The organism is Metabacillus litoralis (assembly GCF_020524045.1).
In the GTDB taxonomy this organism is placed as follows: domain Bacteria; phylum Bacillota; class Bacilli; order Bacillales; family Bacillaceae; genus Metabacillus; species Metabacillus litoralis_C.
Genome location: NZ_JAIVKL010000007.1, coordinates 200,082 through 226,830, shown reverse-complemented (window position 1 = coordinate 226,830; position 26,749 = coordinate 200,082). Strand labels below are relative to the sequence as shown.

The window sequence follows — 26,749 nt, the reverse complement described above, 5'->3', positions numbered from 1 at the left end:
TGTTTTGTTATTGCCATTGCAGATATTGTTTACTTTGGTATTTACGTTGCAATAAACAATGAGAAAAAAACTACATTAACCTTTAACATAGTCAATAATACAGAACATATAAATAACATATTTAAGTTCAATCTTGTCTCTTGGAAATAGGAGAATGTTAGACAAAAAATTCAAACTAAATGAAATTATTCAAAATACGTCTATTTGTTAAGGAACGGTATTAAAATTATATAAGAGGGAATTAAATTTCCTTTGGTAAGTTTTTATTGTTGGCAGTATTTCAAGCAAAAAATAGAGAATTATGGTAAAATATCACTAAAAATATCTTATGTCATTTCATTAAAGAAGGCTGAATTATGAAGAAGAAATTTACGATTCTCCAGAAAAGCAGCGGAGTATCCCCCTATATATGGGCATTTTTAAGCATTTTACCTTTTTATTTTATTTTCCAGTCCTCTTCTACAGCGGAAATTATTGTCGGAATCTTATTAACGATTGTATTTTTCATTACTTTTCGCTATGCCTTTATTGCTAAGAGCTGGAGAATTTATGTATTAGCCTGCATTCTCATTGGGATTTCCTTTACATCCACATATCTTTTTAACTATTTTTATTTTTCCTTTTATATTGCTTATTATATTGGAAATATAAAGGATCGCGTTCCTTTTCTAACCTTATATATCGTCCATTTGGTAATAACAGCGATTGCGATTAATTTTAGTATTGTACTACATGAGGCACTCCTATTAAAACAGCTACCCTTCGTTTTAATAAGCTCTCTTAGTGTCGTATTATTACCGTTTAGTGTTCATAATCGCAAAGAACGCGATCAACTTCAAGAAAAGCTTGAGGATGCAAATAAAAGAATCTCTGAATTAGTAATATTAGAAGAAAGACAGCGAATAGCTCGTGATCTTCATGATACATTAGGACAAAAGCTATCAATGATTGGTCTTAAAAGTGATTTAGCAAGGAAAATCATTTATAAAGATCCTGAACAAGCGAAAAATGAGATGAAGGATGTCCAGCAAACTGCTAGAACCGCTCTGAATGAGGTGAGAAAGATTGTTTCACAGATGAGAGGAATTCGATTAAAGGATGAATTAATCCATGTGAAACAAATTCTAAGTGCCGGACAAATCCGTTTTGTTATGGACGAGAAAACTTCATTATCCAATGTCCCCTTATTAAGTGAAAATATTTTAAGCATGTGTTTAAAAGAGGCGGTCACAAATGTTGTTCGACATAGTAAAGCTTCTACTTGTTATATTTCATTAGAGCAAACAGAAAATGAAATAAAAATGATTGTGAAAGATGATGGAATTGGTTGTGAAACGGACGATTTCATCAAAGGAAATGGACTTTCTGGTATGAGAGAGCGCCTTGAATTTGTTAATGGTAATTTGGAAATCATTACGGAAAATGGTACAACGCTAGTCATAAAAGTACCTAATGTCGTAAAACAGATGGATTAGGAGGGACTATTATGATTAGGATTGTTATTGCGGAAGATCAACAAATGCTTTTAGGTGCCTTAGGGTCTTTACTTAATTTAGAAGATGATATGGAAGTAGTCGGTAAGGCTAGTAACGGCAAAGAAGCACTAACTCTCGTTAAACAACATCAACCTGATATTTGTATAATGGATATCGAAATGCCAGGTATGACTGGTCTTGAGGCAGCTGAAAATCTTAAGGACTTTGATTGTAAAGTCATAATACTTACAACATTTTCTCGATCTGGTTATTTTCAAAGAGCTTTAAAAGCAGGTGTAAAGGGCTATCTTTTAAAAGATAGCCCTAGCGACGAGCTAGCAAGCTCTATTCGAGACATTATTGCCGGTAGAAGAATTTATGCTCCAGAATTAATGGATGATGTATACAGTGAGGAAAATCCATTAACAGATCGAGAAAAAGAGGTATTAGAACTAGTAGCAGATGGCTTAAATACGAAGGAAATTGCTGATCAACTTAGTCTTAAAACAGGAACTGTTCGAAACTATATTTCCACGATATTAGAAAAATTAGATGTTAAAAATAGAATTGAAGCTATTACTCAATCAAAAGAAAAAGGTTGGTTTAAATAATTTGACGTCACATATATTGTGTATCTTGGAATAATTATAAAATCCTAAACGTAAAAATCGCAACGTAGTTACACACGTCGCGATTTTTTCATTTAATCATTCTTTGTCTGATCACCTGTTAAAATATTATAATCAGTAATTGGCATGGTAATAATTTTCCCACCAATTTGTACATGTACAGTATCTTGAAAAATAGCTTTCACAATACCTTTTAAAGAGATTGTTGAATTAACTGTAATATTGTTATTAATTTTAGCTTCCATGTTATTACACACACCCTTCTACCAAAATATAAGGCTTTTAATTATTGCTATATACGTGAAACAAACTGTAATAGCTATTTCACACAGTTCATTCGTGAAAATTATTATATTCAAAATTATAACCCGATAGAACAAAAAAGTCTCATTTAAACACTTTAAATTCCCACAAAAAAAATCTGCAAATTTCTCCATATTTCACCTGTTATGACAAATAGTTAAAAATAGGCTTATCTCTGTGAAACCTCTCTAATTTTTCATACGTCAAATACAGTAATACGGAACAATCTAATGAATTCAATAAAACCTAAATCATGATCTCTCCATCCGTAACTAGCTCTAATCAATCAAAATGGAGGTACACTATGAAGCGGAAAAATCAATTAATTAAAACGGTTGCTCTTACTTTAGGTTTAACAGGGCTTTTTGCATCAAATGTAGCAGATGCATCGACTCTATATAAAATCAAAGAAGGTGATACTTTATACAATCTTGCTAAAGAAAGTGATATCACTGTTACAGAACTAAAACAACTTAATAATCTTGCTTCTTCGACGATCTATACTGGCAGTTACTTGAATATTCCCACTACAATCACCATTAAGAAAGGAGACACCTTATATAGCTTAGCAAAAAAATACAACAGTACTGTTTCGCAATTAAAACATATCAACACTATTTCTTCTAATACAATCTATACAGGGGAAAACCTCATTATTCCAACTAATGTAACTGTTAAAAAAGGTGACACTCTATACAGTATTGCAAGAAATTATGGATTAACCGTTAAAGAATTACAATCAATTAACTATTTAACATCCCACACAATTAAGGCTGGCCAATTGCTGAATGTATCCAGTAATAAAAATCGAGTTGAGCAACCATTAAGTTATGATCCATCAAATTTAGATGTTTATGTAAAAACAAAACCAGGCTTTACTTTTGACGCAGAAGAACCTAGAAGATTTATTCTTCAATACACGAAAGAAGGTTCATATTTTTCAAGAGTTGAAATATTAGATTCACAAACAAACATATCCGACATTAAGGAGAATTCAATAGCATATCTTAAAGGAAATAAAATCACTGAGTATCCTATAAATAATAAATCTCATATATTTTATCAAAATGTTGAATTTTTCCTCCACGGCTCAAATAGTAAAACACAAACAAATATTGTTGTAAAAAAGATAGATCATGTTCTTATTCGTTTTACCATTCACTATTTGAACAAAGAAGAAACAGAAGAAATTACACCACAAATGATCGATATTCTTCAAACAATGAAACTAAGATAAAAACATATTTTCTAAAAAAATGTTGACGTTTATTGAAAAATACTTTATGATTACTTTAATTAATTGAATCGGTCTCCTAAAGGGGAGTAGCTTTTACAACAAAGTCGTCAATACAGAGTTTATCACTCTCGGCTTTGTTGGCAACGTAAGTTGTTAGCAAGACCTTTACTATTTGGTAAAGGTCTTTATTTTTTTAAAAAAACCTTTACCTCATTGGTAAAGGTTTTTTCTTTGTTATTAAACCTTTTACTTTTAGGAGAACGATAAAAAAGGAGAAAATAAATGTTTTCTAAAAAGATGGCAATGGTAGAGTTAATTAAAAAGAACAAAGAAGAACTTCTTAAAGATAAATTACAACTAGAAAAAATCGAAAAACGAATTGATGAAAAATACAGTTCTCAAAACAAATAATTAGGGGGATATCGATGATGTTATTAAGAAAATACATGTCACTTTTAGGTATAGGTTCTGCGATCATTGACCTCATTTTACCTAAAGAAAACTATAATAAAGGTGAACTGATAAACGGGCATTTTTATATTAAAGGTGGAACCATTGAGCAGCGATTAAAACGAATTGATAGTGATCTTGTGTTAATAGATAAATCTACAAATACTGAGAGAGTCATAGATACGACAACCATTCTCTCTTCAAAATTAATTAATGCTGAAGAAGATAATAAAGTTTCTTTTACATTTAAACTTCCCGAGGATATTCCAGTATCTTGTGATAATGTTTCTTATCGTTTCAAAACAAGACTAACCTTTAATGAAGGTGTAGAAAGTAGAGATCAAGATATTATCAAAGTTGTCTAACTTTATTGATTATAAATGAAGATACGTACAAATGAGTATTTACTTTTCCAAGTAGCATCTCAAGAATATAAAGGTAAATAGATCTTAATTGTGTAAAGCTAAAAGAAAAGGTAGCCATCTTTACCACTAGATCTGACCCTCCCCTAGAATTCAAACAAGTATTGGAACAATTATTGTAAGCTATTCATTCAAAACAAGTAGGGGTGATTACATGTTTAGGTATTTTAAACGAATAAAGTTCATTTTTAAGTTTTGGAAGTTTATCCCCTTTTTGAAGGATTTCTTTACCACATCAGAAGTTCAGACTTATAAAAAAGTACTTGGTGTCTTATTGATCAGCACATACGCGTTCTTTCCATTTGACCTGATTCCTGACTTCTTAGCAATGCTCGGAATTGTCGATGATATTGTCATAGCCACCTTTATTCTAGAAAGAATGATTAAGTTGGCTCCAGATTCTCTAAAAGAAAAGCATGGACTTTACAAGTAAGATTGGGTGATTGGATAAATGATTGTAAAAGCAAGGTAGTAAGTAAAATAAATAATAGAATTCACGATAAAACGCTTGGATTATATTCAACCGTTTTTGATGTGCACTGCACTTACTATTAACAACATTTCATCAGTGAAAATAAAAAAAGAGAGGCTGGGAAATATTTAAAGAAGTCATTGGAAAAGACGAATAAATCGAAATTCAGTTAAGCTGTATGAAACTAGTTTGTTCCATTGCGCTGCAGACACTCGCTTTCCACGGTGAGGAAGCTAAGCCTCCTCGGCGCAAGCGCCTGTGGGGTCTCAGCCTTTCCTCAGCACCCGTAGGAGTCGAGTGTCTTCCGCTTTATTCCACTTGTTTTTAAAAAAAGTATGGAAAATCAAAAAAATATTGAAGACAGCAAATAAAAACCCGAACTATTAGGGTGATGTTTAATTGACAGATCACCTAATAATTCGGGTTTATCATTAGCTTAAATACTTATGTCCCAACCTCTTTTTATTTAGCTCTACTATTTATTATCAATACCATAGCTTTGTCTATTTTAGTACTTGTGCTTTTTCATGACTATTCACTTTTTTTCTTTTTATAATAATATAGAAAGCTGGTACAAATAGTAATGTGAATATTGTTGAGAAAAAGATACCAGAAATAATCGAGATAGCTAGAGGCGTAAATAACACGTCACCGCTAAGTGCGATAGGAAGTAATGCTCCCATAGATGTGACAGCTGTTAAAATAACTGGTCGTAATCTCGCTTGCCCAGATTCTACAACAGCTTCTACTAAACTAGCACCTTCTTGAACTCGTTGCTCCATAAATTCAATAAATACTGTAGCATTCCGAACAACAATTCCTGCTAATGATACAATGCCCATCATCGCCATAAATCCTAAACCAGTTTGAGTGATAAACAGTCCAATTAAGGCACCTGAAATGGCTAAATAAACTGAACTCATAATTAATAGCGGAATTCTTAGTGAGTTAAACTGAACAACCATTAAAATATAGATTAAGAAAACCACAATAATAAATAGTTTTCCGACTTCAACAAAGAAATCTGAACGTGCAGATGATTCTCCCCCAACAGAAACCGAAATTGAATCAGATTCATAGGTATCTGCAATTTTTTCAATCTCAGATTCCACTTGAGTTTTTTGCTCATCTTTAGGATATGTGCGTATTGTCACTGTTCTTTCTCCATTAATATGTGGAATAGATTGAATTTCTTCTCCTTCATCCACACTAACAAGATCTGATAATGGAACAAGCAATGGTGGCCCTTGCTGGGTAGCTGTTTTAGAAGGTAGCTGTATTTCTTCTAAATCAATGCTCTCGCCTTCTTCCACACCATCTAACTTAATTGTAAAATCACGACTTGTTACACCATTGTCATAAGATCCCATTGGAACACCATCGGTTATCAATCGGATTTGCTGACTTATTTCACTTGCAGTAATTGCATGTTTTTGAAGTTCTTCTCTGATTGGATTATACATAATCGTTGGGCGTGGTTTCCCGACATCATCAAGAACTGCACCACTGCCTTCTAGATTACCGATATCTCCTTTTATCTTATTTACAACACCCATCAATTCGTCTAATTTATCTCCTGTAACGGTTATAGCAATCGGTGCTCCAACAGGAGGACCTGCTTCAATCGTTGACATTGATATGACCGCTTCAGAATAGGTATCTCTTAATTTATCCTGCCACTTATCAATCGTTTCTGATGCTGTTTGAGATTCTCGGTCCACCCTAAGTACCAATTGCCCTATATTTTCACCTGGATTTGAGACAACACTTCCAAATAAACCAGGTTCACTTGTACCAGCAAACATTGTTACTTCATAAATATTCTGGTCATTTTCTTCTAAATAAGAACGCATGTCTTCTAAATATTCTTCTGTCTTTTCCATTGTTTCTTCTGGTGGCAAAGTCACAGTTACTGTGACTTCTTCGCGATCAGCACTTGGGAAAAAGACAACTGGAATAAATGGAACCAATCCATAAACTAGCGTACAAAATAGTAAGACAATCAAACCAGTTCTCATTGGAAATTTCACAATTTTCTTCAATATTTTATGACTATACCATTTAGCTAATGACTCTAAAGGCTTTCCTAAGAGACCATCTTTTTGTTGTCCTATTCCTTTTGATTTCTTTTCAAAGGCTTTCTGTCTCCAAACTAAGAATATAGGAACAATTGTTAGTGCAATAATTGTTGATCCAATAATAGTAGTAATCAAGACAGACGGTAATGCTCTGATAAACGCACCACTAGAACCACCTATAAATGTCAATGGAAGAAATGTAAAAACAATAGCTAAAGTTGATGTAATAATAGATACCCTAACTTCCTTTGCTCCTTGTAATGCGCCTTGTAAAGGACTATCACCTAAAACATATCTTCTACGGATGTTATCATTAATAACAATCGCATCATCAACAAGGATACCAAGTGCAATGATCATACCAATGATCGAAATTTGATTTAAATCCACTCCCATATATGGTAGAGGAATAAGTCCTAATGCAATTGAAGATGGTATAGCAATTGCCACTAATAAAGCTGAATTTAAATTTAATCCCAATAATGTAACAAGAACAACAACTAAAATAGAAATTAAAAAAGATGTTCCTAAATCTTTAAAAATCTTTCCTACAATTGTATCTTGTGTATAATACATATCCAAGGTAATGTCATTCGGTAAATCTTTCCCTAACTCTTTAATTTTCTCATCAACTTTATTATGAAGTGAAGGAATATCTACTCCTTTTTCCTGCAAAATTGTCACTGAAATAGCTGGTGTATCGTTGTAATTAACAATGCTTGGTTTTTCTTTTGGTACCAATTGTAATTCTGCAATATCACCAATAAAGACTTCATCACCGTTAGTCACCCGTTTAACAAAAACATCCTCAATTTGTTCAATGTTTTCTATATGTTCTAGAGAAAGCTGCTTCTTTTCACGATCGATTTCTTGACTACCAAGAGGTGTAATCTCAACTTCGTTATTTATTGCATTGATAACGTCTGGAAAAATAATTCCATACTCTTTCATCTTTTCTTGTTCAAGCGTGAGAAGATATTCATCTTCACTAATTCCCTTAAATGCTACCTTACGTACTCCATCAATGTTTTCTATTTCTTTTTTCCAAGACATCATAAGATCTCTTTGATTTTGCAATAATTCTCTATTATCACTTAACAAATGATATGAAGATAATGCACCTGTTTGAATATCTGAATTCACTGTTGCATTCAGTGCATTCTCGGGGAATGTTTTGCTTGTATCTGAGACAACTTGTCGTACTTCGGAAAATACTTTTTCTCTATCTTGATTATCAGCGATTTCAAGAACAATATTTGAAATACCAGCTCCAGACACAGAAGTTAATTTCTCAATTCCTTTAATAGATTCAAGTTCTTCTTCTAAAGGATTTGTAATCGACCTTTCAACTACTTCAGGAACTGCTCCTGGATAAATTGTCGTAACTGTTCCCACATTTACAGAGATTTCAGGGATTTCTCGTTTAGATAGTTGGAATGCTGTTAATCCACCAACAATGATCAATAACACCAAGAACGTTAATGTAACTTTCGGTTTTTTTATAAACAAATCAAACATCTATTATTCCCTCCATTTCTTTTGCCTACATTCTGACTTTTGAATGCTGCAGAAATTGCTTTTTTTTGTGAAATTCAGTATAAAAAAGGCTATATTTTTACATAATGTATCACTAAAGGTTAAATAAATCTTCTTATTACCTATCTCTACTAGTGTTCTTGGACTTACTAAATTGTTTCCACAGGATGCAACGGAGATTTATCTTCGATTTTCTGGATTTATCAGCGATTTTCCAGATTTATCGGCGATTATAGAGATTTATCAGCGATTTTCCGAATTTATCAGCGATTAGACAATTTACGACACATTCCTCACTTCATTGACCATACCACACCAAACTGACCAACGGGTACTATATCACCACATAAAAACCTTTTATACGTAAAGTTACTTCAACAACAGAATGACCAACGGGTACTATTAAAGCATGAGGAATACCCTCAACTATTCTTTTTTACAACCATGTATAAATAAATCAACAACAAATAAAACCGTTTGTAGTAACATAGAATAATCATAATCTTTATTAAAAAAAATATCACGTTTATAATTTTCTAATATACCTACAAATGCCTTTGCATGTTCTGATGGATTTTCGATGTTTTCTTCTTTCATAACAGAAACAACATATTTGTGGTAGTTATCTAGAAAGTTATGAAGACATTGAATCATTTTCGGATCATTATTATAAGCTTGTAAGTACTTATTAGGCGTATGTCTGTCGTTATAAAAAACAGCTAATTGTTTTTCAGCGATACATATTAACTTTTCTTTAAAGGTGGTAAATTTATTAACTTCATTTTCAAGCATCACAAGATATTGACGAAATCCTCGATCATGGGTTTCAATATATAGTTCATCTTTAGAAGAGAAATATAAATAAATTGTTCCTTTCGATACTCCAGCAAGTTCAGCAATTTCAAGCATCTTTGTATCATAATAGCCTTTTTTACCGAAGATTTGCTGTGCAGCATCTATAATTTTCGCTTTTTGATCTTCTCCTCTTGTCAATTCAATCCTCCTCTTCTAAGCAATTTATTCTTTATTAATGTAAATATAGAACTGATTTTTTCTTACGTCAAATCTTAATGTGCTTTTTCACTATGTTGTTTCCTTAATATTTGTTGTTTTTATATTTGATATAACAACAATCATCCGAAAAAAATAGCCACCCAATTAAGTTCTCTCCTTAATGAATGGCTCGGCTCTTCTTTTATGATGGCTCTTTTCTGAACGATTGTTGCTATGTAACCAAGATTCGGAGTGAAAACAGTGTTCTTTCACTATAAGGGTACTAATTTAGGAAGAAAAGATGCCACTAGACTTAATACAGTGCTGATTGCTTCGGTTATTTAAAAGCAACAAAGTTTGCGAAAACAGCCTTTATGATAAAGTTGTAGACAATTCATCTGTCACATGAAATATTCTGTTAGCTTCAGCAAGATGAACTGTGTTTCGCCCATTATGCTTTGATTTGTATAATGCTTTGTCTGCATAACTTAATATTTCTTCCATCATGATCGCTTCACTAGCCTGTGTAACACCAAAGCTAGCTGTAATTGATATTTTTTTATTTTCTACTTCAAATGGTGTGTTTTCTATACTTCTTCTTATCGCTTCAGCATATTCACTAGCTTCATTTAGTGTTGTTGAAGGTAAGCACAATACAAATTCTTCACCACCATAACGTCCAAAAAGATCATTAGGTTGCAAAAATGTCTTACATATTGATACAACATGACAGATTGCTTCATCACCCATTCGATGACCATGTTGATCATTAATTGCTTTAAAATGATCGATATCAAAGATAATGATTGAAGTTGAATGCCCTTTTTCATACATTTGCTTAATAATGCTTTCACTTCTTTCAATAAACGTTTTACGGTTCAAAATACCTGTTAATCCATCTGTGTAAGCAAGCAGCTCTAACTTTTGATAAAGAAGTTTTTGCTCTGTAATATCAGCAATAACAATCGTACTTCCAACAATAAATCCCTTTTTTTTCTTAACTGGTGTAGAACGAATTTGATAATACGAATGTAAACCTGTCCACTCAAGCTCAAATTCTTCTTTATTATTTAAATGTTCAATTGAAGGAAATAAGAAATCATTTAGTTCATTTTCTTTCCATAAAGAATGAATGTTTTTTCCTATTGCTTGATCATTTAATTTATTTCCTATGATTCTTTTTGCTGCATCATTAAAGTCAACAATTCGTAGATTAGGATCTAAAACTAATACACCGTCTCTCATACTATCAAAAATAAGTCCTCTAGCAATTGGTGCTAACTCAAGAATATTCGTCGACAAAAATGCCCATATATACAAAAATGATGTCACACTCATGACAATAGGAACTGGATCCATACCATATGGAGTGTATCCTAAAAGGTAAAGAAATGATGAAATCATAGGTAGGTACAAACCAAGAAGTAAGACAAAAATTTGCTTCCAGTATGCTGCTTTTGTTTGTTTCCAATAATGTAACAAAAGAATTCCACCTGCTAACAACGAAGCAAATGTATAACTACCATGCACGATATACCAAGGTCCTATAACAAAATCAATCATCGGAGTAACATCATCTCTTAAATAAACGGTTTGATAAAATTGATGGTGAAGATGATTTGTTAAGACCAGCATGGTTGTGATAAAAGGTATGAAAAAAATCATCATACGATTTCTCGTTGTTAAATATCTATCTTTTCCAATATATTGTATAACTAAAATCAAACTTAATGGGGCGATATAAGGCAGACCTACATATTGAAAATATGTCCAAAGAACAATCATTTCTAACGATTGACTCGATAATTCAAATGCATGTCCAAATGTATATATAGCAGAAAATAACGATATGAAAATAAATGTCTTGCTACCTAAAAAGCTTGTGCGTTTAACATATGCATAAATACCTATAAAAATATTTAATACACCAGCAACAGACATTAATACAATATAAATAAAGATATCTGAAGGCATAATCACGAACTCCATTGTTATTTGTTTGGCTCTTTCTAAGTGGTTTTGGTATTTTATGTTTTGTCTTATTTTAGAGAGTAATAGGACTACACTGAGGAAAAAAGAGCAAATATAAGTTATTTTCGAAGCACGAATAACCTATTGTTAAAACTTCCTAGTTAAATGTTACCATATAAAGAGCTAAGATGGAGATAATTTTCTAGTTACAATATGCTAATTTAAACGTTAATTCTTCTATGCTTGGGACAAGATAGGATGTTTAAACTTGTCGGGTATTTGAATATTTTTCTGTTTTTTCATAAACAACGTCTCATTTCCAATAAACGTTCGACTGTTATAATCACTCGTTATTTCATTTGGAGTAAAGTAAAAAATCACTTCCAATGTCTTTTCATTTCCTATTATTTCTAGTATGTCTGCTATATTTACGTTTTGAAGACTAATCACATCATAGAGATGCAATATACTTCCTTCCATTTCATAAAACACAATACTTTTAACATGATCTAAATAAATGATGTTGTTTGGAAAAACATACATTGCATAGAACATGATCAGTTCTTCTGTGTTTACTGTTGAAAATCGTAAAGAATGTAGTTTCTTCTTTTTAGCAAATTCATAGATAAATAAAATGTCTGTTGTATTATTACCATCTAATTTTTTTATACTTGTTTTCCTTGAAGTAATATTTGCTTGAAACTTAATTGAAAACAACTGTTCTTCTACCTTTTCAAACCCAAATTTAGGGTAAAAGTTTAACACACTTTCATTTGCGTATAAATAAAACAAATCAACATCTGATTTGTATTCTTCTAAAATTTTATTCAGTAAATCTCTGGACAACCCTTGATTTCGATAATCAGGGTGTGTCATTACAGTGCCAATTTGGATAGCCTTTTTCAACTCACCATTCATAACTAAATCAATTTTATTTATTGACGCATTTGCTATTACTTTGCCATGATAAAAAAAAGAATAAGGAACATATCGATTTGTCCAAAAACCTTCTACATACCATCTTTCAAAGTTAATCCCAAAAGTCGATTGTGCTAATTCATTAAAACTGTCTCGAAATTTTTGGTCGTTTTGATAGCCTTTTAAGAATAGTAAATTAGTCATATTGATTCTCCTAGTTTCACCTTTTTCAATAGAATATCTGATTTATAATGAAAAGAAAAGAGAGGTTGGGACAAAAATTTTTTAACAAAATAGAAACCGAACAATGGTTGTAGATGCAGTTACTTCGCTCCTTATACTCCACTGAGCTATTACTTTGTTCGGTATTTTTGTTAATTACTAAGTGGTGCCCCAGCCTCTTTAAAATTTATAGTGATATGTTCAATTCAGCTGCCTTCTCTCTTACGTATGCTGCAGCTAATCGATACTCTTCCTGAGAAGGTAAATGTTCTAAAATAATAGGAGTGTCTATATCAAGTCTGTTTAATTCAGTTAATAATACTTGATAATTTAAGGATCCTTTTCCTGGACGTACTTCGTCTAAATGAACCATAAATTCATTTGACATCGTTATATCCTTTGCGTGACAGCATTTAATAAAAGGTCCCAGTTTTTTAAATGCATCTCTTATCATTTCTCCGTTATGAAAAAATAACCTTGGATTGCTGATCATATTCACCGGATCTAAATGCACAGCAAGACCTTTTCGATCAATTGCCTTAATAAGAGACAAATATGAATCTGCTGAATCAGGAAAAATCCATGGTAAAGTTTCGAGTGTAAAATGTGTACGAGTAGGATTTACCTCATCAATAATTTCACGGACAGAATCCACGATCATAGAAAACGTCTCATCAGAAAAATTATCATGATGTGGTCCATCCCATTGAAGTCCCCTTGAACCAGCAATATTCACACAGCATTTTGCACCAATTTTCTCAGCAAGATCTAGTTGCTTTTTACAATAATCCAGCGCTGCTTTTCGTTCTTCTTTATTCGAACTAATTGGGTTACTCCATGCCCCTACCTCCGCAATCATGATGTCATTTTTATCAGCAATCATTCTGTAGCGTTCAATTTCATCATGAGATGCTGTGTGATCTATTGGACACACTGCTGCACGATAACCTTCTTTCTTAACCGCTTCAATCCAACTTTCTGGATTCATTTCTTCAATAAATACAGGTCCTGCTAATCGCAACTTCTTCACTCCTTCTGAATAATTGACAGTACCATTAAAAAAAACCTTCTTTTTGCTAGTAAAACACAAAGGCCACAGTACTGTATAAAGTCTAATCATCCGTTTTGTTGGTTCACCACATTAAGTCCATTCGAAATTTCAAGAAACAATGTTGAAATTCATTAGTCAATTGACCAGTCCCTCTAAATTAGACCTTCTCATTCTTCATTGAATTTTGACAACGCTATCATTTCGGTCTATTTATATTAAGTTACCGATAACCTCAACAACAATATAAAACGCTTTTAAGATGTTGTCAATAAACTTCATTTTTGAAAAGCCCACATTTTGGAAAAAATATCAACGAAGAAGTTACATAGTTTGAAAAAGGAAAGAGCCACAGCCCTTAAAAAGAAAGGATTGTGGCTCTTGAATTAAGTTATTATTTTGCAAATGCTTCTGTTAATACAGGAACAATTTGTTTTTTACGTGATACGACACCTTTAAGTACAGCTTCATTGTTATCAAGTGATACATTGAACGCTTGTTCAACTTTAGCTGTTGCATCACCAATCGCTACAGCAACAGAATCGTTTGTTAAGATATCTGTAATTACAAATAAAAATAAATCTAATTGTTTATCTTCTACAACTTTAGATAATGTTGCTTCAATTTCAGCTTTATGTTTAAGCACATCATTTGTGTCAACTGCATTTACTTGTGCAATTTCTACTTTACTAGATCCCATTTGGAATTCTTTTGCATCAAGTGAAATTAATTGTTCTACTGATTTATCGCTTAGGTCAGCTCCAGCTTTAAGCATATCTAAACCATAAACCTGTGCATCAACACCAGCAATTTCAGCCAATTCTTTAGCTGCATCAATATCTTCTTGAGTACATGTTGGAGATTTGAATAATAGTGAATCAGAAATGATCGCTGATAGCATTAAACCAGCTGTTTCTTTTTCAATTTGCACTCCATTTTCTTTATACATTTTGTTTAAGATTGTTGCAGTACAACCAACTGGTTCAGCTCGATAATATAAAGGATCACTTGTTTCAAAATTTGCAATTCGATGATGATCAATTACTTCAAGTACACGTACTTCAGCAATATCGTCAGCACTTTGTTGGCGTTCATTATGATCTACCAAAATTACACTGCTAGCTTCACTCGCTACTTTTTCCACAAGACGTGGTGCATCTTTCTTAAAGTAATCAAGTGCGAACTGAGTCTCACCGCTTACCTCACCTAAACGAATAGGTTCAGCATTCTGACCAATTTTATTTTTTAATTCAGCATAGGCAATCGCAGAACAGATTGTATCTGTATCAGGATTTTTATGACCAAAAACAAGTACTTTTTCCATAACTATCTCCTTTATAAATGAAATATAGTCTATCATATCATAATTTTAATTTATAAATTAAGAAAATACCGAAAAAACCAACTTAAAATAAGGAAAACGAAGCAAGACCTAGACTTACAATTAAGGCAGCAATCAATACTCCTGCTGTAATTGATAGAAATGCATATCGAAAACGAATACCAAAAATAATTGCAGCAACACAGGCACTATAAGCCCCTGTTGTTGGTAATGGTAATGCAGTGAAAAGCATTAATCCGATTGCACCAAATTTTTCTACACTACCGCTCTTTTTCATTGTGCGATTATAAAGCCAATCATACATTTTCCTATACCAGTTAAATCTTCGAAGCCATTTACTAAGAGGCTGAAACAAGATTAATATAGGAATAATCGGTAATATATTCCCAAGAATACTTAATATTGAAGATTTTAATAGAGAAAAATCATAATGGAGATATGCTAAAGGCAGACCACCTCTAAGCTCTAAAATTGGTAATGCAGAGACGATAATAACAATGATTTCAGCTGGTAAAAATCCTAAACTTTCAACAATAAATTCCTCTAATTTCTCTTTCACAATGCACCTCAACTTATCCAATATTCACCAACTACATTTTAAACGATTATGTTAAATATGAAAAGGCATGTATACTAGTTCCTCTATTTGATTATCTGAAAAAACGCTCTGTTAAAAGTAGTTGTAATTAGTATACTTCCATACTATTTTAACCACATTGTTTAACAGAGCATTTAGACGATCACTATCTGATCATTATGCTTTTGTAAAATGAATTGTTACCCATTCATTTGTTTGCTGTTTCTCTTTAATTGAGAAACCATCTATTTGAAACATTTCTATTAACTGATCAATATGCCATTCAACAAGACCTGAAATAATAAATTCATTGCTATTGTTTAATAATGTATGCTTTTTTAGAATGCTCATCGTTTCATTTGCACCGATATTTATAAAGATATAATCGTATTTTTCACTAATGGTATAATCTCCAGTAATTAAATCAGCTTGTACTACTTGCAAGTCATTTTCTAACTCGTTTAATTTCGCATTATGATAAAGTTCTCTTGCTACATCTTCATAATCAACTGCTACAACCTTATTGGCACCTTTTAATGAAGCAGCAATTGCTAACATGCCAGATCCTGTCCCTAAATCAAGTACAGTTTGACCTTTAAAATCTTTATCTACAATCATTCGTAAACACCCTTGAGTTGTCTCATGAAGACCTGTTCCAAAGGCTGCTAATGGATCAAATTTTAACACATTCTTATTCTCATATATCTCACTAGAAGAAGGATACTGAATAACCCAATTATTTCCTAAGTCAATATCTTGAAAATCATAGGTTTGCTCCCAATCTGTTTCTTCATGTGCTGTATGTGTAATACTGTCTCTTGATATCGACAAAGTTGATTCTAAAAGAGGAAAATACGCATCAGGAAGATTTTCAACTTCTAAATCACTAGCATATATTTTAAATTCAACTTGCTGATCTTGCCTTTCTTCATAACCATAACCATTTTGAACCTTAATGATTTCGATAGGTGACTCATAATATAAATTATAAATGCCTGCTGCATTCAGGAGATCAGTCACTTCCTCAATCTCTTTAAATGGTACATTTATTAAAAATTCATGTAACATGGTAATTCCCTCTCTTTATGTAGTGCTCTTTTTTTGCATAAATCAATTATGCGTTGAGATACCACTAGATTTTATATACTTTGTTTACAACGTTAAAAAGTTTAATGAAAATAGCTCTATGTAAAAAGCACAGCCTCTATTACCCTTTCACAGTTTAATATGAAATGAATTGAGATAGCAAATTGTTTTTGTTCTATTATAACTAGTTGTTGGTTTTTCACACAGTTTTGTTCAAGAAAATTAAGCTTACCCACGTACTAAAAGGACCCAGTGATTCACTAGGTCCTCATGATCAATAATTATTTCTCAACCTTCACATAATCTCTCCATCTATGTTGTGGCTGCCAATTTAATACTTTCTTTGCTTTTTCATTAGAAAACAGTGTTTCATATCCTTCTAGTGGTTTACGAATTTCTACAGCAGGATAAACTGTTTCCATCAAGCTTTTACTTTTAATATTCATGCTTGTTTCATCAGCTGCAATATTTAATGCAATCGAACCTAGTCCATCTGTTTCAACAGCTAAGCGATAGGCAACTGCTGCATCTCTTGCATCGATATAACTCCACATAATAACCTTTCTCTGCTCTGGATCATTAATGAATTGAGGGAAGTTATCATACATATGAGGAGCAATGATATTACCTAATCTCATGGAAACAACTTGCATCCCTGTTCGACGATGAATCATATCAGCTGTTTGTTCGTTCACAATTTTCGATAAGCCGTAACTGTCCTCTGGTAATTGTGGGTGATCTTCATCAAGTGGAGCATAGTGAGGCAATAGCTCTTTAAGAGCAAAGACCAAACCATAAGATGACTCACTAGATGATATAACCGCTTTTTTGATCCCAAGAGTTCCAGCTGCTTCTAATATATTATATGTAGATATGACATTATTTTGGAAAGTTACCTCATTAGGATGTGAATAAGCTACAGGGATGGCTGCAAGATGAACAACTGCATCAGCACCAGCTAATACTCCATACACTTCACCTAAGTTTTGTAAATCTGTAATGACCGTTTTACAAATTGGATCCTCTGGATGTTTGATATCTGCATTTAATACTTCATATCCGCTATCCTGAAATTCCTTTATCACAGAGTGACCAAGAAGGCCACTTCCACCAGTTACAACGACTTTTTTCATAATTTTCACACCTTATTTTAAAATTTCTTCAATTTGTGTAATGATATCGTTTGTTAAAATAACATCAGAGCCTTTAGCATTTTCAATAATTTGCTCTGGTCTAGTCGCTCCCACTAATGTACTTGCAATATTCGGGAGACGTAGAATCCAGGCAATCGCTAATTGAGATAAGCTAATATCTAATTCTTTTGCTATTCCTCCTAATTTCTCCACTTTTGCAAGAGTTTCGTCAGTTAAAAATTGATTCATATACATGTTGGAATTAGGATCCGTCGCACGGCTTCCCTCTGGAGCTCGATTGCTCAAACTATATTTTCCAGTTAAAACACCTTGTGCTAAAGGAGAAAACACTATTTGACCAATACCATGCTGCTCACTGACTGGAACAACTTCTTCTTCAATATAACGGTGAAACATATTATAGTTTGGTTGATTCACAACAATTCGATTCAATAAATATTTATCCGCTGTTCCAACTGCTTCTTGGATTTGTTGTGCTGTCCATTCACTAACACCAGCATACAAAATTTTCCCTTGTCGAATAAGATCGTCAATTGTCCTTAATGTTTCTTCTACTGGTGTTTCCGTATCATAACGGTGGCAATAGTAGATGTCGACATAATCAGTATTTAAACGTTTTAAACTACTATGAAGCTGCTCAAATACATGCTTTCTTGAAAGGCCTTTGTCATTTGGTCCTTCCCCCATTGGCCAATAAACCTTAGTTGCTAACACATAAGAATCGCGACTATACTTCGCAAGTGCTTCTCCAACTACTTTTTCTGACTCTCCAGTTGCATAAACGTTTGCTGTATCAAATGAGTTAATTCCTAAATCATAAGCTGTTTCAATTGTTTTAATTGCTTTTTCCTTTTCTGTCGAAGCCCCATATGTAAGCCAGCTTCCTAAACTCACTTCACTCACTTTTAATCCTGATCTTCCTAAACGTCTATATTTCATCCTTAACATCTCCATTTTATAAAATTTTGTTACGGAATACCTGATAGTAAGTAATTTTCATCTCGCTTGAAAACTAATCGCATATTTCCTTATTTTAAAAAATTCCTTACGATGACTCTAAATACCTTCATTAATGATATCGTTTACATTTATAAATTATAGATATTTAAATTTGTCTATACAAGTACTGAAATATTATTGATATAATAAAAATTAAGTAATCTACTATATATTTTATAGTAACTATAAGGAGGATACTATGGAGAAAATAAATGAGGTACATATTGAATGTTCTATTGAAAAAGCCCTAAATATCATAGGTGGAAAATGGTCTTTTCTTGTGATCAAACAGCTTTTTGACGGAACAAGAAGATTCGGTGAATTACAAAAAGCGATCCCAAAGATTAGTCCTAAAGCATTAACTGATACACTTCGTCATTTGGAAAGCAATGACGTACTAACTAGGCAGTCCTTTGCGACAGTACCTGTTACTGTTGAATATACATTAACAGAAAAAGGCCATTCACTTCATATGATGTTAAAAGAAATGAAAAAATGGGGATCGCAATGGGGGTAAATGTGATTTATAAAAAAGTGAACTTCATAAATGAAGTTCATATTTTTATAGACAAAGTATTTTTACAAGTTAAGAGGCACGAAGCTTTGAGAATGCAAGCCCATGTGAAATGTCCACTTTCTTGACAGAAGACCAATGAAGGACATAAGCAAGTGCAAACCCTTGTGAAATGTCCGTCATCGACCGGATGAAGGACATAATCCAGTGCTAGCCCATGTGAAATGTCCGTCATCGACCGGATGAAGGACTTAAACAAGTGCAAAACCATGTGAAATGTCCGTCATCGACCGGATGAAGGACTTAAACAAGTGCAAACCCTTGTGAAATGTCCGTCATCGACCGGATGAAGAACTTAAACAAGTGCAAAACCATGTGAAATGTCCGTCATCGACCGGATGACGGACTTAAGCAACTGCAAGCCCTTGTGAAATGTCCGTCATCGACTGAATGATGGACTTAAGCAAGTGCAAAACCATGTGAAATGTCCGTCATCGACCGGATGAAGCCCAACAGCAAGTGTGAACCCATGTGAAATGTCCGTCATCGACCGGATGATGCCCAAAAGCAAGTGCAAGTCAGGAAAGCTTTAGTAAATGGTCGTCATAGAGCCGCTAAAGGACATGATCACCTAATGCGGAATAAAAAGCAAGGGCAAGTCTCCACAGTGTTTAACACGAAGAGGCTTGCCAGCTTCCCGCGGAAAGCGAAGTATATCTCAGGAGTGACGTAACTACACCTACAATCCTTGTTTTGTTTCTATTTTGTTAAAATACTTTTGTCCCATCCTCATTTTATATTCCAGTATTCTATCAAAGGACCATGAGACCCAAATATAGGATCTTGGTTCGGTAATGGTACCGAATTAATATCTACCCTATACTTTTCACATTGTACATCCTCTTTCTTTAAGTCTGGTTCCATCCCAGACGGATAGGCTCCTACAACTTTAAAATCACTTGAAGATGACACCTTTTTATGACCCGTTCCTGCAGGTAAGACAAGTACGTCTCCAGAAGAAACATCAATGCTCTCCCCTGTTTCTCCTCCAAGTAAAATGACTGCTTCACCCGCTACCACACATAGTACCTCATGAGTATTACTATGAAAATGATGATAGCTGTAAACTCCATTTGTCCAACTGTTCAACCAATTATGTTTATGAAATAACTTTTCGATATCCTTACTATTAACTTGTTGATAAATAACAACTGGCAATTTTTCGTTATTTGGAATTTTTTCTCCTTTTTTAAGGAACAACGATTTACTTTCTACAGACATGTTTTTTTCCTCCTCTTATCTTTCCATATCAATTCGTGAGATTTATCACATCTATTTTTATAAAATTCCTTTACCCTTACATTAACGAAAGTAAAACGTGGGGGGATCTCAGTGAGCAAAAAATTTAAAGGTGAAGACAATAACGAGCTTAAAGGTACATTGATTAGTGTGTTTTCTATCGGATTATTAATCTTGGTCATGTGGTTTAGTGTTTATTTCTTTTATATTACACGTTAATTAAGGGGGGCATTTTAAGATGCATTTTCATAAGTTTGAAAAAATTTGGTTAGGTTTTGGAATTTTATCATTAATATTATTTTTAAGCATTATTGGTGTAACTGCTTTTGCATTTAATCATCAGCCATCTGGAGGCTTGGAGACTATCGATCCTGAGAAAGTTGAGCAAACTGCACCATTTGATAATCCTGGAGTTCATAAAATCAATGATGATACGTATGAAGTGATTATTGTTGCAAAAGCTTTTGGCTATGAACCACCTGAAATAAAGGTACCTGCGGGAAAGAAAATAATCTTTAAGGTTACTAGTACAGATGTGACTCACAGTTTTTCAATCATTAACACAAATGTAAATATGATGGTTGTGCCTGGTCAAATCAATACAAAAGAGCATACCTTCGATAAACCTGGAGAGTATTTAGTAATCTGTAACGAATATTGTGGATCTGGTCATCATTTTATGAAGACAACGATAGAGGTGGTTGAGTAATGAAACAAATTAGTTTGGCAGACAAAAGATTAGCGTTAACAAATATTATTTTTGCTTATATTGCATTTTTGATTGGTACGTTTTGTGGTTTACTTCAAGTTTTTATACGTAATGATGCACTAACATTACCACCATGGCTTGATTACTATCAAATTCTAACAGCACACGGTGTATTACTGGCACTTATTTTTACTACTTATTTTATATTTGGTTTTCTCATTACTGGTATGAGTTATTCACTTGGTTCATTTGGACCTAAAGTTCATTTATTTTCGTGGATCGGTTTTATTGTTACAACTGCGGGAACATTACTCGCCATTGTTGAAATCATTGCAGGTAGAGCATCAGTTCTTTATACATTTTATGCTCCACTTCAAGCAAGTGGATGGTATTATGTTGGGTTAGCTCTTTTTGTCGTAGGTACATGGATATATAGCTTTGCTTTAATCGGTCATTATGTAAAATGGAAAAAGCAAAATAAAGGACAATTAAGTCCACTATTTGCTTTTATGACAATCGCAACACTTATTCTTTGGATTATTGCTTGTTTAGGAGTAGTTGCTACTGTATTATTCCAGTTTATTCCGTGGGCATTTGGTTGGGTTGATACAATTAATGTTGAGCTAAGTCGCTCTTTGTTCTGGTATTTTGGTCATCCACTTGTTTATTTCTGGCTATTACCGGCGTATATTGCATGGTATGTGATTGTACCAAAAATCATTGGTGGAAAAGTATTTAGTGATTCCTTAGCTCGATTATCGTTTGTGTTGTTTATTTTATTTTCAATTCCTGTAGGATTTCACCATCAGTTAACAGAGCCTGGAATATCAAGCTTTTGGAAATTCCTACAAACCATTTTAACTTTTATGGTTATTATCCCTTCTTTAATGACTGCATTCTCTATGTTTGGAACATTTGAAAAAACAGGTAGAGATAAAGGAGCTACAGGATTATTTGGATGGTTCTTTAAATTACCTTGGAAGGATATTCGATTTACTTCTTTATTTATTGCGATGTTCTTCTTTATTCCAGGTGGGGCTGGAGGAATTATAAACGCTAGTTTTCAATTAAATGAAGTGATTCATAATACATTATGGGTCGTTGGACATTTTCATATAACTGTTGGTACTCCCGTTGCCATGACATTTATGGGACTAACATTTTGGCTGATTCCTTATTTAACGGGAAGAAAATTAACAAAAGCGATTCAAAAGCTTGCTTTTATTCAAGTAATCACTTGGTCGATAGGGATGCTACTCATGAGTACATCTCAACATATCTTAGGATTACTTGGTGCACCGAGACGAACAGCTTATGCAGGTTATATGGATGATCCTAATGCTTTAGAGTGGTTTCAAGGAATTCTTTCCAATCATGTAACAATGGCCATTGGAGGAACAATTCTCTTCTTATCTGCCATGATTTTAATTTATATTGTGTTTTATACATTATTTGCAGCACCTAAAGCAAATTCAATAGAAGAACAAGTTGAATTCCCTATGGCAGAAAGTGATAGTACTGGTACACCTAAATTCTTGGAAAATTGGTGGATTTGGATAGGTATTGCTATTGCTTTAATTGCTATTGCCTATACGATTCCATTGATTCAAATGATTGAACATGCACCTCCTGGTTCTTCTGGATTTAAAACATGGTAGGGAGATGATTGATATGTTTTCAGTAGTTTGTGTTTTACTGCTTGTCACAACTGTTTTAACGGCAATGGTTGTTGATTTTACCACGAATGAAGATTAATCAAAAATTTATTTATTTAGACTTTACACTAAATATTGTTAAACTGCATATAACCTATATTACATGTAGTTCTCTTTAAAAAACATAAAGGAATACACTTAAAAAAGCGCTGTTGATTATGAATTCAACAGCGCTTTTAAGTGCATGACATTTCCTAGGATGAATATACTTAATGAGCAAAACTATTTATAGTTGATTTTAGCGGAAGGTGCGAGACTCCTGCGGGAGCAGCGGGACAGGTGAGATCCCACAGGCGCTTGCGCCGAGGAAGCTCACCGCACGCCCCGCGGAAAGCGAGCAACCTGTAGCGAAAATCAACCATCACAATATTTGTTATAAAGCAACAAAGTTTACACACAAATCTAAGTCCTTCTATTATAGAATCAATCTTTATGTCTATTCTTTAAAGTCGACAAACCTGTAATGGACAAGATTCACAACGACAGATTTGACGAAGACCCTGAAGATCATAAACCGTTATAAAACCTTTTTGATTATCAATAAGTCCGTCTTTTTTTAATTGATTCAGCATACGTGTGACCGTTTCTCTTGGTGTACCTATTAAACAAGCAATTTCATCATGTGTGAATTTCTTTGAAATTTCCCACACATCACCCTTTTGAACACCATACGTATTAGTCATTCGAATAATTACTGATGCAAGTGCTCCATTCTTTCCAAAAAACATTAAATCACGAAGCTTTGTTTGTGTAAGCTGTTGTGTGAAGCTAATCCATTTTGTAAATTCTAAAGAAAATTGACGATTTTGCCAAATCAGCATCTCAATATCCTCTTTATCTATGATACCGATCACTGAATCACCCTGTGCTTTGGCATTCTCCATAGCTCCACGCTCGTTTGCATGATACTCACCAAACAGATCATCAGCTTCATAATAATTTAATGTTAATACTTTTCCATCTTCTGTACTTTTATATAAAGTAATGGTTCCCTCAATTAAATAATAAAGCTTATCAACCTTATCTCCCTCATAATATAAATGATCCTCGTTCTTTACAGTAATTTTTTTCATTTTATTTCTTAAAGAGTTCATGCTATCTATTGAAAAAATATTAGTATTTGCTACCTTTTGATTTGTTTTTCGGTTTATAGTTGTTGGCATTTTCATCCACATCCCAAAATCATAAATTTTTATCTTATCTTCATTGTAGAAAATAAATACAAAAATTGTTATCAGGGAATTCCCTTATTTCTTTAGGGAATATCCCCTATTATGTATAAAAGCATGAAATTGTGGCATTTCATCCTAGTCGTTTTACTTGTTATGTTAGTACTCGAAATTACTTTGCATATAAAAAAGAGCAACCAGATTTTAGATCTGATGCTCTTCTTCATAATTATGAAAAGCTGTTTTCTCAAACTTTGTTGCTTTTAAATACCCGAACCAATCATCACTGTATTAAGTCTATGATATCTTTTCTTCATAATATAGTACACTTATAGTGAAAAACACTATTTTCCCTCAAATTTTGGTTACAAAGCAACAATCGTTCAGAAAAGAGCCTTATGAAAAGGAACTTTTACTACTATTGTTGTTCCCTCATTTATTTTTGATTGAATATCGATTTTCGCCCTTATTGAACGGGCTCTTTCTTCCATACTAAATAGCCCTACACCGTTTCTTTTGATAGTTGGATCAAAGCCGATTCCATCATCTACAATTTGTACAAGTAAATAGTCTTCTTCTTCAGATAATGATAGGAAAATCTCTTTGGTTTCTGCGTACTTCCTTATGTTTGTCATAGCTTCTTGAATAATTCTGTATATACTAGTTTCAACTTCAGTTGGAAGTCGTTTTTGTAATTTATAGGTGAAATTTGTCTTAAAACCATAATGCTCAGAAAACTTGTTTACAAATGAACGTATGGCAGGAACTAACCCTAGATCATCGAGAATAGACGGTCTTAACTGCCAAGAAATTTGTCTAATTTCTTCTATAATTGTAGAAATCTCCATTTCTAACTGTTCAATTATTTCAGGAGATGAATTTGTTCTTAAGCGATTGATCATGATAAGAAGACTGTATAGGTTTTGACCAATCCCATCATGCAGTTCTCTAGAAATATTCTTTCTTTCTTCTTCCTGGATACCGATTAACTTTGACATCATTCTTTGCAATTCTTCTTCTGCTCGTTTACGAGCGGTAACCTCATTTCGAATAGCTAAATATTGATATGGTTTACCCTTCTTATCTAAAAACGGAACAATCGTTGTATCTACCCAGTAATAAGTATCATCTTTCGCTTTATTTCTTATTTCACCCTTCCATACCTTACCAGATGATATTGTTTTCCATATATCTCTGAAAAACTCCTTAGAATGGTAACCAGAATTGATAATTTTGTGACTATTGCCGATTAATTCCTCATTTGTATATTTAGAAATCGTACAAAACGTTTCATTAACATATGTAATAATACCCTTTGAATTTGTAATAGCGACAATCGATGATTCGTCTAAGGCGAATTTCAAATCAATCAGTTCAGATAAAGATTCTTGTAGCTCACTTTCTATTTTTTGAAAATATTGCTCATGATCAATTTTTTCTTCTATGGAAATAAAGAAAAGTGATTGACCAATTATTTCAACTAACTCGGTGTAGATTTTCACAGATCTTTGTTTTTTATTTTCTAGGCTTACATTTGTTTCAATCACTTTTTCTATTGAATTCATTAATTCTTTACTATTTATATGAGTAAAAATAGAGGATACTTCTTTGTTTTTAATTTCAATTGATTGATATCCAAGTAGCTTTTCAGCAGCTTTGTTTAATGATTCAATCTTTCCATTTTCATTAACAATAATCAGTGGATTATTCTCTTTTTTCACCATCTGTAAGTTATGTTCCCTTTCTATAGACGTATTGATCGGCTTGCTATATTCCATAACCTAATAATCCCTTTTTTAACGCATACTCAACAAGCTCTGGCCTTGTTTTTAATTTTAATTTTTCCATAATATTTGATTTATGATTTTCAACTGTTTTCACACTGATAACAAGTTTCTCGCCTATTTCTTTATTTGAAAAACCTTTAGCTATTAAAGTTAATACTTCTTTTTCACGATCTGATAGTAAAGAATATGTGTCAGCATCTTTTCCACTTTTCATACGCTCTAAATAGTCTTCCATTAATTTCTTTGTTGCAGTAGGATACAAATAAGCTGAGCCTTCTGCAACAACCGAAATCGCATGAATGAGTTCATGATGAAGAGCACTTTTTAAAATGCAGCCTGATGCTCCCGCTTGAATAACACGAAATAGATATTCCTCATCATCATGCATGGTTAAAATTAAAATTTGAACCTCTGGCCATCGTTTTTTTATTTCAACTGTCGCTGATAGTCCGTCTTTTCCATGTGGCATGCTAAGGTCCATTAATACAACTTTCGGCTGAAGCTCTTCTACCTTCTTTATTGCTTCTTCTCCTTCAGAGGCTTCACCGACTACTTCCATATCGTTTAAATCATTTAATAACATTTTTAACCCAGTTCGAACAACTGCATGATCATCAACTAGTAATATTGATGTTATCAACTCT

At 33.1% G+C, this 26,749-nt stretch carries 25 protein-coding genes; 10 read left to right on the top strand and 15 right to left on the bottom strand.

All coding sequences use genetic code 11. The annotated features are described in order from the left end of the window. Positions 1 to 356 precede the first annotated feature (356 nt). On the top strand, positions 357 to 1,475 hold the full coding sequence (locus LC076_RS13145; protein ID WP_264191533.1) for a sensor histidine kinase: 1,119 nt from the start codon (positions 357 to 359) through the stop codon (positions 1,473 to 1,475). Between the two features lie 11 nt (positions 1,476 to 1,486). Continuing rightward, positions 1,487 to 2,086, top strand: coding sequence for a response regulator transcription factor (locus LC076_RS13140; protein ID WP_226669552.1), 600 nt, complete (start codon positions 1,487 to 1,489; stop codon positions 2,084 to 2,086). A 92-nt stretch (positions 2,087 to 2,178) separates the two neighbouring features. On the opposite strand, the gene LC076_RS13135 is transcribed toward LC076_RS13140, so the two are convergent. After that, positions 2,179 to 2,349 carry a hypothetical protein gene (locus LC076_RS13135; protein ID WP_226669551.1) on the bottom strand — a complete coding sequence of 57 codons (171 nt, stop codon included), beginning with the start codon at positions 2,347 to 2,349 and terminating at the stop codon, positions 2,179 to 2,181. 362 nt (positions 2,350 to 2,711) lie between these two features. On the opposite strand from LC076_RS13135, the gene LC076_RS13130 reads away from it, so the two are divergent. From LC076_RS13130 to LC076_RS13115, 4 genes are all read left to right on the top strand, one after another. Further along, positions 2,712 to 3,644: a LysM peptidoglycan-binding domain-containing protein gene (locus LC076_RS13130; RefSeq protein ID WP_226669550.1), complete on the top strand. Its 933-nt coding sequence runs from the start codon at positions 2,712 to 2,714 to the stop codon at positions 3,642 to 3,644. Positions 3,645 to 3,926: 282 nt separating this feature from the next. Further along, complete coding sequence (locus LC076_RS13125; protein ID WP_226669549.1) at positions 3,927 to 4,055, top strand: FbpB family small basic protein; 129 nt, start codon at positions 3,927 to 3,929, stop codon at positions 4,053 to 4,055. 14 nt (positions 4,056 to 4,069) lie between these two features. Then, positions 4,070 to 4,459 (top strand): sporulation protein, encoded by a 390-nt coding sequence (locus LC076_RS13120; protein WP_226669548.1) that lies wholly within the window; start codon positions 4,070 to 4,072, stop codon positions 4,457 to 4,459. A gap of 211 nt (positions 4,460 to 4,670) precedes the next feature. Beyond that, a complete protein-coding gene (locus LC076_RS13115) occupies positions 4,671 to 4,949 on the top strand; it encodes a YkvA family protein (RefSeq protein ID WP_226669547.1) in 279 nt (92 codons plus the stop codon). 542 nt (positions 4,950 to 5,491) lie between these two features. Here LC076_RS13115 and LC076_RS13110 read toward each other — a convergent pair. From LC076_RS13110 to LC076_RS13065, 10 genes are all read right to left on the bottom strand, one after another. Then, the gene (locus LC076_RS13110) at positions 5,492 to 8,584 is read right to left on the bottom strand and encodes an efflux RND transporter permease subunit (protein WP_226669546.1); all 3,093 of its coding nucleotides are present in this window, start codon (positions 8,582 to 8,584) and stop codon (positions 5,492 to 5,494) included. A gap of 444 nt (positions 8,585 to 9,028) precedes the next feature. Next, positions 9,029 to 9,595, bottom strand: coding sequence for a TetR/AcrR family transcriptional regulator (locus LC076_RS13105; RefSeq protein WP_226669545.1), 567 nt, complete (start codon positions 9,593 to 9,595; stop codon positions 9,029 to 9,031). 372 nt (positions 9,596 to 9,967) lie between these two features. Continuing rightward, a complete protein-coding gene (locus tag LC076_RS13100; protein ID WP_226669544.1) occupies positions 9,968 to 11,569 on the bottom strand; it encodes a histidine kinase N-terminal 7TM domain-containing protein in 1,602 nt (533 codons plus the stop codon). A 234-nt stretch (positions 11,570 to 11,803) separates the two neighbouring features. Beyond that, positions 11,804 to 12,688: a GNAT family N-acetyltransferase gene (locus LC076_RS13095; RefSeq protein ID WP_226669543.1), complete on the bottom strand. Its 885-nt coding sequence runs from the start codon at positions 12,686 to 12,688 to the stop codon at positions 11,804 to 11,806. Between the two features lie 205 nt (positions 12,689 to 12,893). Then, positions 12,894 to 13,736, bottom strand: a complete 843-nt coding sequence (locus LC076_RS13090; RefSeq protein ID WP_226669542.1) for a sugar phosphate isomerase/epimerase family protein — start codon at positions 13,734 to 13,736, stop codon at positions 12,894 to 12,896. A 412-nt stretch (positions 13,737 to 14,148) separates the two neighbouring features. After that, the gene (locus LC076_RS13085) at positions 14,149 to 15,078 is read right to left on the bottom strand and encodes a manganese-dependent inorganic pyrophosphatase (protein ID WP_226669541.1); all 930 of its coding nucleotides are present in this window, start codon (positions 15,076 to 15,078) and stop codon (positions 14,149 to 14,151) included. 82 nt (positions 15,079 to 15,160) lie between these two features. Beyond that, positions 15,161 to 15,655 (bottom strand): COG2426 family protein, encoded by a 495-nt coding sequence (locus tag LC076_RS13080; protein ID WP_226669540.1) that lies wholly within the window; start codon positions 15,653 to 15,655, stop codon positions 15,161 to 15,163. Positions 15,656 to 15,850: 195 nt separating this feature from the next. Beyond that, positions 15,851 to 16,741, bottom strand: coding sequence for a 50S ribosomal protein L11 methyltransferase (locus LC076_RS13075; RefSeq protein ID WP_226669539.1), 891 nt, complete (start codon positions 16,739 to 16,741; stop codon positions 15,851 to 15,853). Between the two features lie 299 nt (positions 16,742 to 17,040). Further along, complete coding sequence (locus LC076_RS13070; RefSeq protein ID WP_226669538.1) at positions 17,041 to 17,892, bottom strand: NAD-dependent epimerase/dehydratase family protein; 852 nt, start codon at positions 17,890 to 17,892, stop codon at positions 17,041 to 17,043. Between the two features lie 12 nt (positions 17,893 to 17,904). Next, positions 17,905 to 18,852, bottom strand: a complete 948-nt coding sequence (locus tag LC076_RS13065; protein ID WP_226669537.1) for an aldo/keto reductase family protein — start codon at positions 18,850 to 18,852, stop codon at positions 17,905 to 17,907. A gap of 259 nt (positions 18,853 to 19,111) precedes the next feature. Between LC076_RS13065 and LC076_RS13060 the strand changes: the two genes are divergently transcribed. Then, a complete protein-coding gene (locus LC076_RS13060; protein WP_226669536.1) occupies positions 19,112 to 19,429 on the top strand; it encodes a winged helix-turn-helix transcriptional regulator in 318 nt (105 codons plus the stop codon). 786 nt (positions 19,430 to 20,215) lie between these two features. Here the strand turns inward: LC076_RS13060 and LC076_RS13055 are convergent. Then, complete coding sequence (locus LC076_RS13055; protein ID WP_226669535.1) at positions 20,216 to 20,707, bottom strand: cupin domain-containing protein; 492 nt, start codon at positions 20,705 to 20,707, stop codon at positions 20,216 to 20,218. Positions 20,708 to 20,818: 111 nt separating this feature from the next. Between LC076_RS13055 and LC076_RS13050 the strand changes: the two genes are divergently transcribed. From LC076_RS13050 to LC076_RS13040, 3 genes are read left to right on the top strand one after another with little or no spacing between them, the layout of a single operon-like run. Continuing rightward, positions 20,819 to 20,944, top strand: a complete 126-nt coding sequence (locus tag LC076_RS13050) for a cytochrome C oxidase subunit II (RefSeq protein ID WP_226669534.1) — start codon at positions 20,819 to 20,821, stop codon at positions 20,942 to 20,944. Between the two features lie 19 nt (positions 20,945 to 20,963). Continuing rightward, complete coding sequence (locus LC076_RS13045) at positions 20,964 to 21,434, top strand: cytochrome c oxidase subunit II (protein WP_226669533.1); 471 nt, start codon at positions 20,964 to 20,966, stop codon at positions 21,432 to 21,434. Further along, on the top strand, positions 21,434 to 23,092 hold the full coding sequence (locus tag LC076_RS13040; protein ID WP_226669532.1) for a b(o/a)3-type cytochrome-c oxidase subunit 1: 1,659 nt from the start codon (positions 21,434 to 21,436) through the stop codon (positions 23,090 to 23,092). Before LC076_RS13045 ends, LC076_RS13040 begins: the two co-directional genes overlap by 1 nt. Before the next feature lie 500 nt (positions 23,093 to 23,592). On the opposite strand, the gene LC076_RS13035 is transcribed toward LC076_RS13040, so the two are convergent. The 3 genes from LC076_RS13035 to LC076_RS13025 all read right to left on the bottom strand — a co-directional run bounded on the left by LC076_RS13035 (position 23,593) and on the right by LC076_RS13025 (position 26,742). Further along, positions 23,593 to 24,312 carry a Crp/Fnr family transcriptional regulator gene (locus LC076_RS13035; protein ID WP_226669531.1) on the bottom strand — a complete coding sequence of 240 codons (720 nt, stop codon included), beginning with the start codon at positions 24,310 to 24,312 and terminating at the stop codon, positions 23,593 to 23,595. A gap of 389 nt (positions 24,313 to 24,701) precedes the next feature. Further along, on the bottom strand, positions 24,702 to 26,096 hold the full coding sequence (locus LC076_RS13030; protein ID WP_226669530.1) for a PAS domain-containing protein: 1,395 nt from the start codon (positions 26,094 to 26,096) through the stop codon (positions 24,702 to 24,704). Continuing rightward, on the bottom strand, positions 26,086 to 26,742 hold the full coding sequence (locus LC076_RS13025) for a response regulator (RefSeq protein WP_226669592.1): 657 nt from the start codon (positions 26,740 to 26,742) through the stop codon (positions 26,086 to 26,088). The genes LC076_RS13030 and LC076_RS13025 overlap by 11 nt, the downstream gene beginning before the upstream one ends. Positions 26,743 to 26,749 lie beyond the last annotated feature (7 nt).

What these genes read in the sequence shown, in the direction of transcription:
- LC076_RS13035 (WP_226669531.1), bottom strand. Translation starts at nt 24,312, where the DNA reads ATGCCAACAACTATAAACCGAAAAACAAATCAAAAGGTAGCAAATACT.
- LC076_RS13130 (WP_226669550.1), top strand. Translation starts at nt 2,712, where the DNA reads ATGAAGCGGAAAAATCAATTAATTAAAACGGTTGCTCTTACTTTAGGT.
- LC076_RS13045 (WP_226669533.1), top strand. Translation starts at nt 20,964, where the DNA reads ATGCATTTTCATAAGTTTGAAAAAATTTGGTTAGGTTTTGGAATTTTA.
- LC076_RS13145 (WP_264191533.1), top strand. Translation starts at nt 357, where the DNA reads ATGAAGAAGAAATTTACGATTCTCCAGAAAAGCAGCGGAGTATCCCCC.
- LC076_RS13120 (WP_226669548.1), top strand. Translation starts at nt 4,070, where the DNA reads ATGATGTTATTAAGAAAATACATGTCACTTTTAGGTATAGGTTCTGCG.
- LC076_RS13040 (WP_226669532.1), top strand. Translation starts at nt 21,434, where the DNA reads ATGAAACAAATTAGTTTGGCAGACAAAAGATTAGCGTTAACAAATATT.
- LC076_RS13140 (WP_226669552.1), top strand. Translation starts at nt 1,487, where the DNA reads ATGATTAGGATTGTTATTGCGGAAGATCAACAAATGCTTTTAGGTGCC.
- LC076_RS13095 (WP_226669543.1), bottom strand. Translation starts at nt 12,688, where the DNA reads ATGACTAATTTACTATTCTTAAAAGGCTATCAAAACGACCAAAAATTT.
- LC076_RS13085 (WP_226669541.1), bottom strand. Translation starts at nt 15,078, where the DNA reads ATGGAAAAAGTACTTGTTTTTGGTCATAAAAATCCTGATACAGATACA.
- LC076_RS13075 (WP_226669539.1), bottom strand. Translation starts at nt 16,741, where the DNA reads ATGTTACATGAATTTTTAATAAATGTACCATTTAAAGAGATTGAGGAA.
- LC076_RS13110 (WP_226669546.1), bottom strand. Translation starts at nt 8,584, where the DNA reads ATGTTTGATTTGTTTATAAAAAAACCGAAAGTTACATTAACGTTCTTG.
- LC076_RS13065 (WP_226669537.1), bottom strand. Translation starts at nt 18,852, where the DNA reads ATGAAATATAGACGTTTAGGAAGATCAGGATTAAAAGTGAGTGAAGTG.
- LC076_RS13055 (WP_226669535.1), bottom strand. Translation starts at nt 20,707, where the DNA reads ATGTCTGTAGAAAGTAAATCGTTGTTCCTTAAAAAAGGAGAAAAAATT.
- LC076_RS13125 (WP_226669549.1), top strand. Translation starts at nt 3,927, where the DNA reads ATGTTTTCTAAAAAGATGGCAATGGTAGAGTTAATTAAAAAGAACAAA.
- LC076_RS13060 (WP_226669536.1), top strand. Translation starts at nt 19,112, where the DNA reads ATGGAGAAAATAAATGAGGTACATATTGAATGTTCTATTGAAAAAGCC.
- LC076_RS13070 (WP_226669538.1), bottom strand. Translation starts at nt 17,892, where the DNA reads ATGAAAAAAGTCGTTGTAACTGGTGGAAGTGGCCTTCTTGGTCACTCT.
- LC076_RS13100 (WP_226669544.1), bottom strand. Translation starts at nt 11,569, where the DNA reads ATGCCTTCAGATATCTTTATTTATATTGTATTAATGTCTGTTGCTGGT.
- LC076_RS13115 (WP_226669547.1), top strand. Translation starts at nt 4,671, where the DNA reads ATGTTTAGGTATTTTAAACGAATAAAGTTCATTTTTAAGTTTTGGAAG.
- LC076_RS13135 (WP_226669551.1), bottom strand. Translation starts at nt 2,349, where the DNA reads ATGGAAGCTAAAATTAATAACAATATTACAGTTAATTCAACAATCTCT.
- LC076_RS13030 (WP_226669530.1), bottom strand. Translation starts at nt 26,096, where the DNA reads ATGGAATATAGCAAGCCGATCAATACGTCTATAGAAAGGGAACATAAC.